The organism is Sphingomonas natans (genome assembly GCF_030546695.1).
GTDB classification, from domain to species: domain Bacteria; phylum Pseudomonadota; class Alphaproteobacteria; order Sphingomonadales; family Sphingomonadaceae; genus Sphingomonas_I; species Sphingomonas_I natans.
In genome coordinates, this window is record NZ_JAUOTP010000003.1 from 39,634 (window position 1) to 54,351 (window position 14,718).

General features: G+C 66.3%; 13 protein-coding genes. 6 read left to right on the forward strand and 7 right to left on the reverse strand.

The features are described from left to right. The first annotated feature begins 1 nt into the window (after position 1). The 3 genes from Q4F19_RS07055 to Q4F19_RS07065 all read left to right on the forward strand — a co-directional run bounded on the left by Q4F19_RS07055 (position 2) and on the right by Q4F19_RS07065 (position 4,454). On the forward strand, positions 2-2,506 hold the full coding sequence (locus Q4F19_RS07055; RefSeq protein WP_303541097.1) for an ABC transporter permease: 2,505 nt from the start codon (positions 2-4) through the stop codon (positions 2,504-2,506). Beyond that, on the forward strand, positions 2,506-3,570 hold the full coding sequence (locus Q4F19_RS07060) for a lipocalin-like domain-containing protein (protein ID WP_303541099.1): 1,065 nt from the start codon (positions 2,506-2,508) through the stop codon (positions 3,568-3,570). Before Q4F19_RS07055 ends, Q4F19_RS07060 begins: the two co-directional genes overlap by 1 nt. Positions 3,571-3,698: 128 nt before the next feature. Continuing rightward, positions 3,699-4,454, forward strand: a complete 756-nt coding sequence (locus Q4F19_RS07065; RefSeq protein WP_303541100.1) for a 3'-5' exonuclease — start codon at positions 3,699-3,701, stop codon at positions 4,452-4,454. A 487-nt stretch (positions 4,455-4,941) separates the two neighbouring features. Here the strand turns inward: Q4F19_RS07065 and Q4F19_RS07070 are convergent, their stop codons facing one another. Then, entirely contained in the window at positions 4,942-5,136 is a 195-nt protein-coding gene (locus Q4F19_RS07070; protein WP_303541101.1) for a hypothetical protein, read from the reverse strand. Between the two features lie 301 nt (positions 5,137-5,437). On the opposite strand from Q4F19_RS07070, the gene htpG reads away from it, so the two are divergent. Continuing rightward, the gene (htpG, locus tag Q4F19_RS07075) at positions 5,438-7,318 is read left to right on the forward strand and encodes a molecular chaperone HtpG (protein ID WP_303541102.1); all 1,881 of its coding nucleotides are present in this window, start codon (positions 5,438-5,440) and stop codon (positions 7,316-7,318) included. Between the two features lie 138 nt (positions 7,319-7,456). Here htpG and Q4F19_RS07080 read toward each other — a convergent pair whose 3' ends face one another. Then, positions 7,457-7,630: a hypothetical protein gene (locus Q4F19_RS07080; RefSeq protein ID WP_303541104.1), complete on the reverse strand. Its 174-nt coding sequence runs from the start codon at positions 7,628-7,630 to the stop codon at positions 7,457-7,459. Between the two features lie 172 nt (positions 7,631-7,802). Here Q4F19_RS07080 and Q4F19_RS07085 point away from each other — a divergent pair, with 172 nt between their 5' ends. Next, positions 7,803-8,156 (forward strand): hypothetical protein, encoded by a 354-nt coding sequence (locus Q4F19_RS07085; protein WP_303541106.1) that lies wholly within the window; start codon positions 7,803-7,805, stop codon positions 8,154-8,156. Here Q4F19_RS07085 and Q4F19_RS07090 read toward each other — a convergent pair. The 5 genes from Q4F19_RS07090 to Q4F19_RS07110 all read right to left on the reverse strand — a co-directional run bounded on the left by Q4F19_RS07090 (position 8,108) and on the right by Q4F19_RS07110 (position 14,242). Continuing rightward, positions 8,108-8,638, reverse strand: a complete 531-nt coding sequence (locus Q4F19_RS07090; RefSeq protein WP_303541108.1) for a hypothetical protein — start codon at positions 8,636-8,638, stop codon at positions 8,108-8,110. The two genes, Q4F19_RS07085 and Q4F19_RS07090, sit on opposite strands and share 49 nt — an antisense overlap. A gap of 632 nt (positions 8,639-9,270) precedes the next feature. Further along, positions 9,271-11,133 (reverse strand): glycoside hydrolase domain-containing protein, encoded by a 1,863-nt coding sequence (locus Q4F19_RS07095; protein WP_303541110.1) that lies wholly within the window; start codon positions 11,131-11,133, stop codon positions 9,271-9,273. Positions 11,134-11,171: 38 nt separating this feature from the next. Beyond that, positions 11,172-11,498, reverse strand: a complete 327-nt coding sequence (locus Q4F19_RS07100) for a YdcF family protein (RefSeq protein ID WP_303541112.1) — start codon at positions 11,496-11,498, stop codon at positions 11,172-11,174. Between the two features lie 37 nt (positions 11,499-11,535). Beyond that, a complete protein-coding gene (rsgA, locus tag Q4F19_RS07105) occupies positions 11,536-12,567 on the reverse strand; it encodes a ribosome small subunit-dependent GTPase A (protein WP_303541114.1) in 1,032 nt (343 codons plus the stop codon). Positions 12,568-13,081: 514 nt separating this feature from the next. Further along, positions 13,082-14,242, reverse strand: a complete 1,161-nt coding sequence (locus tag Q4F19_RS07110; protein WP_303541116.1) for a Gfo/Idh/MocA family protein — start codon at positions 14,240-14,242, stop codon at positions 13,082-13,084. On the opposite strand from Q4F19_RS07110, the gene Q4F19_RS07115 reads away from it, so the two are divergent. Continuing rightward, on the forward strand, positions 14,220-14,708 hold the full coding sequence (locus Q4F19_RS07115) for a hypothetical protein (RefSeq protein WP_303541118.1): 489 nt from the start codon (positions 14,220-14,222) through the stop codon (positions 14,706-14,708). The genes Q4F19_RS07110 and Q4F19_RS07115 overlap by 23 nt on opposite strands. Positions 14,709-14,718 lie beyond the last annotated feature (10 nt).

Consider the following 14,718-nt stretch of genomic DNA (forward strand, 5'->3'; position numbering starts at 1 on the left):
AATGGCGCTCGACTGGCGCGCCGTCACCGTGCCGCGCTGGATGATGATGGGCGAGTGGCGGGCGCATCCCGTACGGATCGGGACCGCGATCGTCGCGATCGCCATCGGCGTGGCGCTGGGTTTCGCGGTGCATCTGGTCAACGCCTCCGCGCTCGATCGCTTCGCGCGCGGCCTCGCCACCGTGAACGGTGGGGCCGATCTGAGGGTCGAGGCTGCCGGCGGACGTGGCTTCGGCGAGCAGTTCTATCCACGCGCGGCATCCGTCGCGGGCGTCGGCGCGGCGAGCCCCGTCGTCAAACTTCGTGCCCAGCTCGACGCCCGCGCGATCGACCTGCTCGGGATCGATGTTCTGCGCGCGGCTCGGGTCACCCCAATAATCGTGCCCCAGCCAGGCCCCGGCCACGACGCGACCGCGCTGCTCGATCCCGCCTCGTTGTTTCTCTCTCGCGCGGCGCTGGCGGGCCGGCATGTGGGGGACGCCGTGTCGCTGGTCATCGATGGCCGCACCCAGCGCTTCCGGCTCGCGGGCCTCGTGGCGGGCGCGGGAGACCGTCCACTCGGGATCATCGACATCGCCGCCGCGCAGGATCGGTTCGATCGGGTGGGACGGATCGACCGCATCGATCTCAAGCTCGCCCGCAGTGCCGATGCCGACCATGTTCGTGCCGCGCTGGCCGCGATCCTGCCCGCAGACGCGGTCCTGGCGGGCGCGGAGGACGACGGGAGCCGTACGGACGCATTGTCCCGCGCCTATCGCGTCAATCTCGACATGCTTGCCCTCGTCGCCCTGCTCACGGGCGCCTTCCTCGTCTATTCGGCGCAGGCGCTATCGATCGCGCGGCGCCGGCCGCACTTCGCCCTCCTGCGCGTGCTCGGCGCATCGCGCCGTCTCATCCTCGCGCAACTGCTCGCAGAGGGCCTGATCCTCGGCGTGATCGGTGCCGCGGTCGGCATCCTGCTCGGTTTCGGCTTGGCCGCGGGCGTCCTGCGGCTCGTCGGCGGCGATCTTGGCAGCGGCTATTTCGGCGGTGACGGCACACCGCCGCTGCTGTTCGCGCCGGGTGCAGCGCTGGCCTTTGCCGGCTTGGGGCTGATCGCCGCTTTGGTCGGCAGCCTCCTCCCGGCCTATCAGGCCGCGCGCATTGCGCCGACCGTCTCGCTCAAGACGATCGGCGACGCGGTCGATCCGCGGCGGCGCCCTCCCCTCGCGCCGGCGTTCGTGCTTGCCGCGATTGGCATCGGCTTCGCGCTGCTGCCGGCGGTGCGCGGTGTTTCGCTATTCGGCTATGGCGCGGTGGGTCTGCTGCTCGCAGCCGGCATCGCCGCGATGCCCTGGCTCGCGCGCATCCTGCTTGCGCCGCTCGCGCGTGGACGCTCGACGTCGCCGGTCATCCAACTAGCGATCGGCCGCCTATGGGGCGCGCCATCGCAGGCGGCCGTGGCATTGTCGGGCATCGTCGCCAGCGTCGGCCTCATGATCGCGATGGCGGTCATGGTCGCGAGCTTCCGCGGCTCGGTCGACGACTGGTTGAACCAGATCCTCTCGGCAGACCTTTATCTCAGCGCGGAGGGCAGCACGCCGCTCGATAAAGCGACGCGGGACCGCCTGACCCGGGCAACCGGCGTCCGGCGCGTCGATTTCGCGAGCCAGCGCGGGATCACGCTGTCACCGGGCAGGCCGCCCGTGCTCCTCTCCGTCCGCGACGGCGACATGCCGCCAGCCATCGGACGAGAGATCTCAGCACCCGCCGGCACGATCGCGGTGCGCGTCTCCGAGCCGGCCGCGCGCCTCTACCATCTGACACCAAGCGCAACGCTGCAGCTGCCGCTCGGAAGCAAGCCCGTTCGCGTCTTCGTCACTGCGATCTACCGCGACTATGCCCGGCAATCCGGTGCGATCACCATCGATGGGCGAGCCTATGACCGGCTGACCGGCGACACCGCGCGCGGCGAGGCGGCGATCAATCTCGCGCCGGGCGCCGATGTGGCAGGCACCATCTCGGCGTTGCGCCGCGCGCTTCCGCCTTCGATCCTGGACGTCGTCCGGATCGTGCCGACCCGTGCGTTGAAGGCCCAGGCGCTCGCCATCTTCGACCGCAGCTTCGCCATCACCTACGGTCTGGAGCTGGTGGCGGTCCTGGTCGGGCTCGCCGGGGTCGCCGCGACGACCTCGGCGCAGACGATCGCGCGGACGCGCGAGTTCGGCATGCTCCGTCATCTCGGTGTTACCCGCCGGCAGATCGTCGCGATGCTGGGCGTGGAAGGCGCGCTTCTCGGGCTGGTCGGCGGCATCGCTGGTATCGCGCTGGGGTGCGGCCTGGCCCAAATCCTGATCCACGTCGTCAATCCGCAGTCGTTCAACTGGACGATGGAGACACGATGGCCCGTAGGCCTACTCGCCGGCGTCGGCGCCGCGCTCGTCGTCTCTTCCGCGCTGACAGCAATGCTCGCGGGCCGCCGGGCAGTCTCTACCGACGCTGTGCGGGCCGTGCGGGAGGATTGGTGATGCGCCGGACGCTTCCGCTGCTGGGGGCGGCGCTGCTGATGGCGGCGGCGCCCTCCGGACCGCCGTTTCGCGACGTCAGGCCGGGTGTGGCGCTGGTGTTCCCGCGCGATCATGGCGCGCATCGCGACCACCGCACCGAATGGTGGTATGTGACCGGCTGGCTTGATGGTCCAGGCGGCACCCATCGCGGCTTCCAGATCACCTTCTTCCGCACCGCGACCGGGCTCCGCGCGGCGAGCCGCTCGGCATTCGCCCCGCGCCAGATCCTGTTCGCGCATGCCGCGCTCTCCGATCCGGCGGTGGGCCATCTCCTCATCGGCGAGCGCATCGCCCGCGAAGGTCTCGGCCTTGCCCGCGCTTCGACCACGGACACCGACGTCCGCATCGACGACTGGACGATGCGTCGCCTGCCCGACGGTCGCTTCGTCGCCCATGTCGCGGGTGATGGCTTCGCGCTCGACGTCTCGTTCCGCCCGGATCAGCCGGTGCTGGCGCAGGGTGATGGCGGCTACAGCCGCAAGGGGCCGGACCCGCGCTCGGCCAGCCGCTATTACAGCCTCCCCCATCTCGACGTCACGGGATCCGTGACCCGTGGCGGACGAACGGAGCGAGTGACGGGCACCGCGTGGCTCGATCGCGAATGGTCGTCGAGCTACCTGCCGGCGGGCGGCGTCGGCTGGGACTGGACGGGGTTGAACCTCGACGACGGCTCCGCGCTGATGGCGTTCCGCATCCGCCGCGTGAACGGCGCGTCGCTATGGGCCGGCGGGTCGTGGCGCGCAGCCGACGGCAATGTGACGGTGCTGGGGCCACAAGACGTCGTGTTCGTACCGCGCCATCGCTGGCGTTCACCCCGCACCGGGGCACTTTATCCGGTCGATCCGGTGCTGCGCGTGCGGTTGCCCGGCGGGGTCCGAAGCCTGCCGCTCCGCCCCCTGTTCCCGGATCAGGAACTCGACGGCAGAAAGGCGGGCAGCCCGGTCTACTGGGAAGGTGCCGTGACAACCCCCGGTGGCCGCGGCTATCTGGAACTTACGGGATATGCCGATCGACTTCGCTTATAATCGGCGCGGCGGGCGCAGACGTGTCGCGCCCGCTATGCGAGGCGCAGCGTTTCGTCCGAAATCCCGGGCGGCCGGCGTTCCCTCTCCTCGGGCTACAACCGTCGCACCAGCACTCCCATATCGCTAAGATGACCCTCGAGCGCCTCCGCGTCATCGATCTGGAGACCACGGGATCCAGGCCCCCCGCGCATGCCGTCTGCGAGATTGGCTGGCAGGACGTCGTGCGGAACGACGACGGACGGTGGTTCGTCAGTTCAGAGCGCGGTGCCCGCTTCGTAAATCCCGGCCGACCCATTCCGCCCGTCACGATGGCGATCCATCACATCATCGACTCGGACGTGGCGGGGGCGCCATTTTGGCGCGACGTAGCGCCATCAATCCTCAGGCCGGACGGAGGCTCGCTCGCTTTGGCCGCGCACAGGGCTTCATTTGAACAACGGTTCTGCACGCCGTCGCTATCGGGAGGGGCCCGCTGGGTCTGCACATGGAAGTGTGCGTTGCGGCTATGGCCGGACAGCCCGAGCTTCTCCAATCAGGTTCTGCGCTATTGGCGCATGCCGGAGGGGCTGGATCGCGAGACGGGGTTGCCAGTGCATCGCGCTATGCCCGACGCCTATGTGACCGCCCACCATCTACGGGACTTGCTCAACGAGACGAGTTTGGACCAGCTGCTTGCGTGGAGCGACGAACCTGGTCTGCTTCCGCGAGTCCCCTCGGGACCGGAGCGAGGCCGGTATTGGGCGGATCTCGAGGATGACATTCTCAAGCGTTTTGCTTCTGATCGGGACGAGGACATCCGGTTTTCTGCGGAGACCGAGTGGCGACGAAGAACCGGCGATCGCGAGCGGAAGCCTGAGCGACCGGCTCAGGCGCGCTTGATTTGACGTCGTTGTCCGGGATCAGCCGCATGTCCACATTCGCGGCCGCTAGCGGGGGGGGGGGCAACCGCCGAGCCGTCTTCGGAGATACGATTCCAGCGGCGGCGACCGCCAGCCCGTCGAACGGGACGAGCCGGGACGCTGGTCATCCGCAGACTGCTATCACCTTCCGTCCAGGATCATCGGCATCGCCGCTGGTTGCGGCGCTAGCCTTCACTCGCGCTCCGCGGCGCTAAAGTAAGCGTGTCGGCTGCGGGCTTGGTGCGGCACGGTGTTTCCGCGGACGTCCGGCACCGGCGCGGTCGCCACGTAGTGATGCTCCGCCGTCTCCGCGGCTCGCCGTCGTAAGCTTGATGTGGTCGCCGTCGAGATGGTCCACTGGTCCCACCGTCCCTACATGGACGCCATCGGGGAGCACATTGAGGGGGTGCGGCGCCCAGTGCGCTTCAGTGATGCGGGTGATGCCCATGCCGGGCGACTGGCAGCGCTCGACCTAGTGGAGGGTTCGCTCGGATTCGAGCAACAACGAGACCGCGTTGCGGATGACGAACCAGGCCGACAATTGCGCGACGTCCTGCGCCGCAGTGAGCCCGTCGATCTTGTGCTGGAGAAATTGGGCAACGTCGTCGCCATGCTCGTCGAGTAATTCCTCAGCGATCAGAAAGGCGCGCGTTTCGTGGTCGTCCATGACGCCACTATATCGCCCTCGATCTGGAACTTCATCCGTTTCAGTCGAAGCGGACGTCCGCCGATACGCGAGGCCGCGCTCATCCAGGAGCGCTTTGCGCCGCGGTGACGCCCTCACCGCGCCAATGATGATCAGTCGGTGCGCCTCGCGCAATAGGATCTGAATCACCGAGTTGCACGGCCAGTCTGGCAGCAGCCCCGCACCAACGACAGCCAAATCTGCCCCGCGCAAATCTCTTGAAAGCGGTTCGCCCGGCCGCCATCTGCCGCGCCAGGACCCCCTGGGAGCTGATTGGAACGCTATGACGACGACCGACACCGCGCCGCAAACCCGCTCGTTCGAAGCGGATGTCGCCAAGCTGCTGCACCTCATGGTGCACTCGGTCTATTCGGATAAAGACGTCTTCCTGCGTGAACTCATATCGAACGCCGCCGACGCGTGCGAGAAGCTGCGCTACGAAGCGATCAACAGCCCCGGGCTGCTCGGCGATGATAGCCAGCCGCGCATCACGGTCACACTCGATCCCGACACGAACACCGTCACGATCGAGGATAACGGCATCGGCATGAGCGACGTCGAGCTTGTCGATGCGCTGGGCACGATCGCGCGCTCGGGGACCAAGGCCCTCATGGAAGGAATCGCCGCGGCCAAGGAGGCCGAAGGAAGCCAGCTCATCGGTCAGTTCGGTGTCGGCTTTTATTCCGCGTTCATGGTCGCTGACCGCGTCGACGTCGTCACGCGCCGGGCCGGCGCGGATATCGCTGCCATCTGGGCGTCGGACGGCTTGGGCACCTATACCATTCGGCCGGTCGAAACGGTCGCCGCGCCTGCGCGCGGCACCCGGGTGATCTTGCACCTAAAAGAGGAGGCGGCCGCCTACACTCAGGCGCCGAAGACCGAATCCACCATCAAGGCTCAGTCGGGGCATGTACCGGTTCCGATCTACATCAAGGACAAGCCGAACGCCGAACCGCGGCAGATTGCGGACGGTGCGGCGCTGTGGACCAAACCGAAGGCCGAGATCACGACCGAGGATTATACGGAATTCTACCGCAGCGCCGCCGGTCAGTTCGACGAGCCGGCGCTGACCCTGCATTACCGCGCCGAAGGCCTTCACGAATATACCGTGCTGGCGTTCGTGCCCGAGACGAAGCCCTTCGACCTGTTTGATCCCGACCGTGCCGGACGGATGAAGCTTTACGTTCGGCGCGTCTTCATAACCGACGAAGCACAGATCCTGCCGCGCTATCTCCGGTTCATGCGTGGGCTGGTCGATTCCAGCGATTTGCCTCTCAACGTCTCGCGCGAGATGATCCAGGAGAGCCCCGTGCTCGCCACGATCCAGAAGGGCGTCACCAACCGCGTGCTCAGCGAACTTGCCAAGCTGTCGACGAGCGACGCCGCTGCCTATCTCAAGGTCTGGGACAATTTCGGCGCTGTCATCAAGGAGGGGCTCTACGAGGACTTTGCTCGCCGTGAGGCGTTGCTGGAGCTCGCGCGCTTCAAGACGACCGCCTCGGGTGACGCCTGGCGATCCTTGAAGGATTACACCGCCGGTCTGAAGGAGAACCAGACGGCGATCTATTATGCGACCGGTCAGGATCTCGATCGCCTGGCATCGTCTCCCCAGCTGGAAGGCTTCCGCGCGCGCGGGATCGAAGTGCTGCTGCTCGCCGACCAGGTCGACAGCTTCTGGGTGACATCGGGCGTCGACTATGAGGGCAAGCCCTTCAAGTCCGTGACGCAGGGACTGACCGATCTCGGACTCATCCCGCTGCCAGATGGCGAGCAGCCGCCAGCGGCGGCCTCGGAGGCGGTCGCTGGATTCATCGCGTTCGTGAAGTCGACGCTCGGCGATGCCGTGTCCGACGTTCGCGCCTCGGAGCGCCTGACCGAGAGCGCCGTCTGTCTTGTCGCGCCCGAACACGGCATGGATCGGCAGCTCGAGAAGCTGCTCGCCGGCGCGGGGCGGCTTGATCGAGCGGCAAAGCCCGTGCTCGAGATCAATTCTCGTCATCCGCTCATCGTGAAGCTCAGCGAGGCAAGCGACAGCGAGCAAGCGCGTCGAGAAGATGCGGCGCACCTCCTGCTCGACGAAGCCCGGATTGCCGATGGCGAGCTGCCCGTCGATCTCCGCGCATTCTCCACGCGGCTGACCCGCGCGCTTGCGCAGGGCTGGTAGCCACACGCAGCGGGCCGATCACGCCCCATGGGCGCGCGGGTTCGTCATAAGCGACGAACTCGCGTCCCCGCACGGTATGCAGCGGGCGATGCGTGGGGCGAAGGCTGCGCCGACCGCGCTGGCGAAAAGTTCGAAAGTCTATGGCGCGCGATCGGATCCGCTCGGAACCGTGACCTGCGTTCCGAACGCCGATGCTTGCGGCCAGACCAGAATTTGCATTTCACGCACGGCGAAGGCGGTGGCCATGTGAGTGGTCTTGATGTGGTCCAAGATCGCAGCGGCACCTTCGCGATCGGGATCGGGCTGTAGCAAAGGGGCTCGATCGCTCCGCGGTGCAGGAGCGATGCCGATAGCGTCTGCTGGACGGGATGCAACATGCCGAGGAGCCGGCCGCCGGTAGCGCGTTGCCCATCTCGGGAACGGATGCTCCAGTTGGGGCGCAGGCTGCGCCGGATATCATCCATAATCCGCTCGGCCGCACAGGGTGATCGTCGCGCAGACCATCCGCAAGGACCATGCCGAAGCGCGGGCGAGTGCGCCCGACGTCGCTCAGATCGTCCTGCACGCCATCGGAGAGCGGTTGACCCCCGGGAACTCGACACGCTCGTTTTGTGCCGAAAGGGCTGGCGGACACCGAAATTGCGCGCGTGCTGATGTCTCCACAGACATCGTCAAAGTCGATCTGAACAGCCTCGTCGGCACGCTCGACGTGGCGATCCTCCTCGCGCAGCCCTGGTGGCTGTGCGCGGCGGCTTCATCCAGCTTTGACCGGCCCCTGGGGCCGATCCCCTACGCGGCTTTGCCGAAAGCCCGTCTGACGGCGGGAGTGATCGTGTAGACGGCCTCCCGCTGCGCCCCTCGATTCTCGTGGTCCACGCGAAAGCCCTGATAGTGACGGCGGACCAATCCGGCGCGTACCAGGTCGGACACGGCGCGACTGATATTGGTCCGTCCGGAATGACGGAGACGGTCGCGCACTTCGCTTGCGATCATTTCCTCCGCCGCTTTGGGTTCGATCGGCAACTGGCCATTCCGGAGCAAGTCGGCACGAACCTGTGCGATGACCGCCTGACGCCGGGAATCGCGCTGCACCATTGGTAGCAGCGCGTCGCTGAGCCAATCCCTGACGGGGATCGAATGCCCAGCTTCCCGCACGTACGGTCCGATGCTGTTGGATTGGCCGGCGGCGCGTGCAATCAGATTCAGGACCATGAACGTATAACGGGGCCTCGGAGAGGTCTGCGCGACGCGCTTGAGGACCGCCGGAAGATCAAGATCCTCGGTAGCCACGTCTCGAGCAAAGAGGTCCGGCTGCATCATGGAACATTCCAAGCACAGCGGGAACGGAATGTGAATCCCTCTTGAGCGCGAGGAGGTGAATAAACACGAATGACACTTTACCCGAAAACCGCGGGTAAAGTGTCATTGTTGGTTCTTTGTGAGGCGCTGATCAAAGGGTGGTCGTGGCTATCGGGGCACCTCTCGCATCGGCCTGGCAGGGCCGCAGCCCCGGGCTTCCGCCGGTGCATGGGCTGCGGGTCACATCGATCAACCCCGATGATCCGAACGATGGTGGTCAGAAACGCCACGACATCCTGCCTCCAGGAGTGCACGCTACGGACGTCTGCAGCGCCCTGGGCGACGGGCTCTCTGCCAACATGGACGCACGACTTTTCAGGCCGCTCCTGCTCGCGAGGCGCTCCACATGAACTCCGCTGATCATACGATCGTCTCGGCCGATGCCGAAACCTGCTCCGGCCTCTTCACCGCGACCGCCCAGAGGATAGATGGGTAAACGCCATAAAGTCGGGGTCACGCGACGCGTCGTGGCCGATCACGCGTCAAGCTGCGGCGGTCCTGAAGGCGCGCTCGCCATCCGCGGGACCGCGAGCTCGTCTAGGGCACCGATCTCCCAGAAGCCGATCGTTTCACGGCACCCTGCCGCTTCACCATCATGGAACCGAGGTCTGCCAGCTCCCTCGTTGGGAGCTTTCGGCGCGCACGTGCGGTGTCGTCGCCACATAGCCTGGCGTCCCGGGAACGAGCGGATAGAGCCCCAGACACGACCAGATATACCATGCTGACATCGTGCCGTTATCGTCGTCCATGCCCTCCGCAAAGCCCTGCGGCGCGGGTGCGAAGCTGCGCCCGGTCCACGCTTGCGGCCGGATGCCGGCATTCGTGTAGCGATGCGCAACGCGATCACGAAGGTAGCGTTCGACGATCCGGTCCGTGGCCTGCGCATCGCCGGACCAGGCGAACAGGTAAGGGACATGGATATCAGGCTGGTTGGTCATGTTATAAAGATTGTCCGCAAAGAAGCGGTCGAGCTCGGGGCGAAAGCGCGCGCCCAACGTGGCGGCGATCCACGGAAGATCGAAGACCGGGGCCCAGCGATATTGGGCGAGCGTGCCTTGATAGAGCCCACGCGCATGGACAAGGTCCGCATCCGCGCCGAGCATGTCGAAGGTCGCCCGCCACATGATGCGATAAGAGAGCGCCTTGGCGCGGAACTGCTCTGCGGTGGCCGCTTGGCCCAGATCCGCTGCCAGTTCGGCAATCGCCCAGTCGTCATACGCTGCCTCGATCTGCTCGTCTGGAGTGGTGCGCGCCAACGTCGCGCTTTCGGCGATCATCCCCGCCAACGCGGCCTTGGCATCAAAATCGACGATTCCGCGGCGGCGAAAATCGAGCAGGACGATGCCGGCATGTTCGGTCCGGACGGTCAGGAACGGCTCGGTGGTGGTGGCCCAGCGTTGCTTGCCCGTTTGATAGAGCCGGACGAGCGATCGAGCGATGGCCCCGGCGCGTAGCGGGTCGATGAATGCCAGCAGAGGCATCTGGGTCCGATAATTGTCCCACAATGCCCAGCTCGTATAATGCTGTTCGCCGGGCGCGAGCTGCACGATCGCGCCATCGCTCCCACGAAAGCGCCCGTCCGGATCGGCGATGGCGACAGGCGTCTGCATGACACGGAATAGCGACGTGTAGAACAGGGTCTCCTGCTCGGCCGAGCCCCGGATGGTCAATCGGGCGAGTTGCCTGGTCCATTCCGCCCGCGTGGCGCCAGCGATCGCGTCGAAGGATCGCGTGCCGAGCTCGTAATCTCGTACCGCCGCCGCCGCGGTGGGATCGATCGACGACAGGCCCGTGCGTATTTCGACCACCTCACCCTTGCGGACCTGAAGCACCGATCGGGCCTTGCCGCCCGCCCCGGTCCAAACCAGCCGGACGTTCCCGCCCGAACGCGTGACGCGCGTCGCGGAATAGAGATGGTAGCGGCCCTGATCGCAGACCGTTCCGGCAGAGAAGCTTGCGCGGACGTCGCCGTCCGGCTCGGCCTGCCATTGCGCGGCATGGCGGCGCGAATAGCCTTCGTCGAAGGTGAGGAGGAGATCGACGCTGCCGGCACGGGGCATCACGAACCGGATCACGCCCGCGCCGCGCGTCGCCGTCATCGCGGCGGCGATGCCGCCGCCGTAGCGGACCGAATAGATGCCGGCGTGCGCGGTCTCATGCGCCTTGTCGATCGCCCACGCCGGCCCCGTGCCCGCATAGCCGAGCGACACCCGCACGTCGCCGCCCGCGCCGCTGCAGCCGACGCCGACGCCGCGCGTGTGCGAGAAGCCGATGAGGTGCCCGGCCGCGAAATCATAGCCCGCATGATTGGCGGGGCGGGTATCCGGTCCCAACTGGACCATCCCGTAAGGCGCGACCGCGGCCGGGTTCAGCTGGCCGAAGTCGGCAAGCGTCCCGATGAACGGATTCACCTTGTGCGCGAGATCCCGCGCGACCGCCGCTCGTGAGAGTGACACGGCCGCAAACAGGAAAAGGAGGGCGGCGGCCCGGCGCCTCATCGGTCGAGCGGATCCGCCGCCGCATCGACCTGGAACGCGATCGGATCCGGCACGACGCGCAGGCGGGATTCGTCCGGGCCTGGCATCGGGGCGCCCGGCTGGATGCGCCTCTCCGCCAGGTTGCGCTGCGCCAGCTCCTTGCCGCCGGTATACGGGATCGTGCGCGGATCGGAGACGACGAACGCCGGCCGGTCGCTCGGGACCCCGGCCGCGAGCAGCGGGTGCGCGCAGTCGCGCAAATTGGTGGTCGTGTGGCGCGCATGCGGTTCGATCAGGATGCGATCCGCCGGCACGCCATAGGTGCTGACGAGCAGGCGCTTCATCCTTGGGGCCCATGGCTTGAGGAGCGATGCGCCACCGTCATCTCCTTTTGCCGCCCTTTGCGGCACGGGACCGTCGAACCGCGGCGGCACTGCTGTTCACCCCGTCCTCGCTGGCGAGCTTGCGCCACCGTTCGAAGCGCGTGAGCGAGATCGCCTCTTCCGCAATCGCGGCGCGAACTGCGCATCCGGGCTCGTCACGATGGGTGCAGTTCGAGAACCGGCAGGCGAGCGTCAGCGCCAAGATATCGTCGAACACCTCGGCGACGCCCAAGCTCACCTCGGACATCCGCAGCTCTCGCATGCCGGGCGTATCGACAAGCCAGCCGCCGGCCTCCGGCCCTTGACCCAACCGATACATTTGCCGGACGGTCGTCGTGTGCAGGCCTTTGCCGTCGCTCGCGCGTACCGCCTGCGTCGCGATGCGATCGGATCCCGTCAGCGTGCCGACGAGTGTCGATTTGCCCACGCCCGACGATCCGACGAGCGCTACGGTTTCGCCGGCACAACAATAGTCGCCCAAGCGGGCGACGCTCTTGGGATCGCGCCCATTGATCAGTTCCACTTGCAAGCCCGGCTGGAGCGCGCGCGCTCCCTCGACGAACTGTTCGGACGAAGAGGAAAGGTCCGCCTTGGTGAGCACGACGACCGGCCTCACGCTCACGTCCCGGGCGAGCACGAGGTAGCGCTCGATGCGCGCGACATTGAAATCCTGATCGCAGGAGGTGATGATGAACAGCGTATCGACATTTGCGGCGATCAGTTGAACCCGCCGTTCGTCGCCGGGGGCCGGCCGCTTGAACACGCTGATACGATCCAGAATGCGTGCCATGCTCCGGGTTTCCGGATCGATCAGGAGCCAATCGCCCACGGTAGGCCGGTCCAGCGGCCCCACCGGCAGCGCGAGGCTGGACGAGACGGAGCCATCGATCCCCTCCCCCACCACATCGACCATTCCGCGATGGACCGACATCACGCGAGCCGGTAGGTGCAGCCGATCCTCACCGGACAGCTGCTCGCTGAAAAACGGCTTCCAGCCGAGTTGGTGAAGGGTCAAGCTCGGTGCGTCCATCGGTCCAACAGAGCTTTCATCGGAACCCGCATGCGGAGGGAGCGGAGCTTCGTCCGCTTAGGGATCGATCCCGCTCTCTTTGTTCGGCGTCGCTGATCCGGACAGCTTTTTATCCGCCTTGGCCTTCACCTTCGCGGCGGTCTCGGCAGCCTTGCTTTTCTCGCGCTCGCGGCGCTCGAAATCATAATTCGTTTTGCGTGGCGTGTCCGTTGCTCCGAAAAGATCAGGCGCTCGTGAAGGGCCTATGCCGTTGGGCGCCCGGGTCCGCCTACACCGATCCTGGCTTCGGGGCTAGGCTAGCGGCTTGAGGTAGCCCAAGAGAGTCAGCGCTGACCCTAGAGCCGACGTTCAGCGCCGTCGCCGCGCCCCCAACTTCAAACATTCATTCCTATGGCTTCGATGCGATGGACAGCGTTCGCCGCACGGTGCGATCGTGATGAATAAACTCAGCGACCGTCAGGACGCACCAAGCGCCACGAGGCGGCCTGGGTCGCGTCCGCAACCCTGCTTCTGATCAGCCCGTCGTGGCACGCTTTGCAGATGCGGTCGCCGTCAGGACCAGTTCGGCGGCGAGCAGTGCGCCCTCCTGATCCTGCGCAATCGACGTATGCTCGACGATGTCGGCGATGAACTGCGGGCCGAACGGCAACGGCACCTTCGAGCAATCGAGGTAGCGCGCCCCCTTCCGGTCGGCGATGAAGAGGTGGTTTCCGCCCGGCCGGCCCACCAGGTCCACATATTTGCGCAGTTCAATATAGCCCTCGGTGCCGAGGATGAAGAGGCGCCCGTCGCCCCAGGTGGGCAGGCCGTCCGGTGTGAACCAGTCGACGCGGACATAGCCAGCGCCCCCGTCGCCATGCACCATCATGTCGCCGAAATCCTGGAAATCGGGATGCTGGGGGTTGCCGAAATTGCCGACCTGCGAGGCGACCACCTCGGCGCGCGTGCTGCCCGTGAGATATACGAACTGATCCGCCTGATGGCTGCCCACATCGGTCAAGATGCCGCCGTTGCGCTTGGTATCCCAGAACCATTCGGGGCGGGACGGCGCGGACAAGCGATGCGGCGCGAGATTGATCGTCTGGATCACGCGCCCGATCGCGCCTTCGTGCACCAGCTGCCCCGCCATCACCGCGGCCGGCACCTCCAGCCGCTCCGAATATAGGATGCCGAACTTGCGGCCTGTCTCCGTGATGGCCTGCCGCACTTCGGCAAGCTGCTGCAGCGTCACCACCGCCGCCTTGTCGCTCAGATAATCCTTGCCCGCGCGCATCACCTTGATGCCCAGCGGCGCGCGCAATGCGGGGATGGCGGCGCTGCAGACCAGCTTGATCTTGCGATCGTCGATGATTTCGTCTTCCGATCGCGCCAGCTTCACGTCGCCATAGCGCTTGCGGAAGGCCGCGATCTGGCCGGGATCGCTCGCGTAGAAGGCGGTCAACACGCCGCCGCCGCGGATCATCGCGTCCGTGATGCTGTAGATGTGGTTATGGTCGAGCCCGATCACGGCGAAGGGGACGCGATATGTGGCCTCGGGCGCCGGCCGCGCGGGCGCGCCTTCGGTGGGCGCGTCGCCGCGCGTGGCGGACTGAGCGAAGACATCGGCGGCGGCAAGGCCCGACAGGCCGGCGGCGGCCCCGAGACCAAGAAGGGTGCGGCGGTCTGCATCGATCATCGAAAACGGCCTTTCGGTCAGGCGGCATCGCGCCGGTGGAGATGAAACGGAAACGGCATCAGACGGCGACGAGCGAGGTTGGCCAGGTCACGGCCTCGCCGCGATCCATCGCCTGTTCGCCGAGCAGCGAGGCGACGCATGCCGCATAGTCCTGCGCCAGCAATTACGCTGGATCACGTCATGCCGAAAGCACACTATCGGTGCTTTTCGATCTTCGGAATATGTACGGCTTGGCGACAAGGATTTCACCGCCTTGCGTGAGTTCTCCCCGCGCCTCTTTGCAAAACTGCGATCCACGCTCGTTCCAAGGAAGATCCACGACACGCTGGCGATCGGCCTTTACGAGGGCATGCAACGCGGCGAAGCCATGCACGTGCATATCGTGCTTGCGAGCCCACGGCGCTGGCCGAAATCGATGACTTCCTCGACGTCGCCTCATTGTTCAAGGCGATCGGAACCGGAGTAAAGCTGCATGC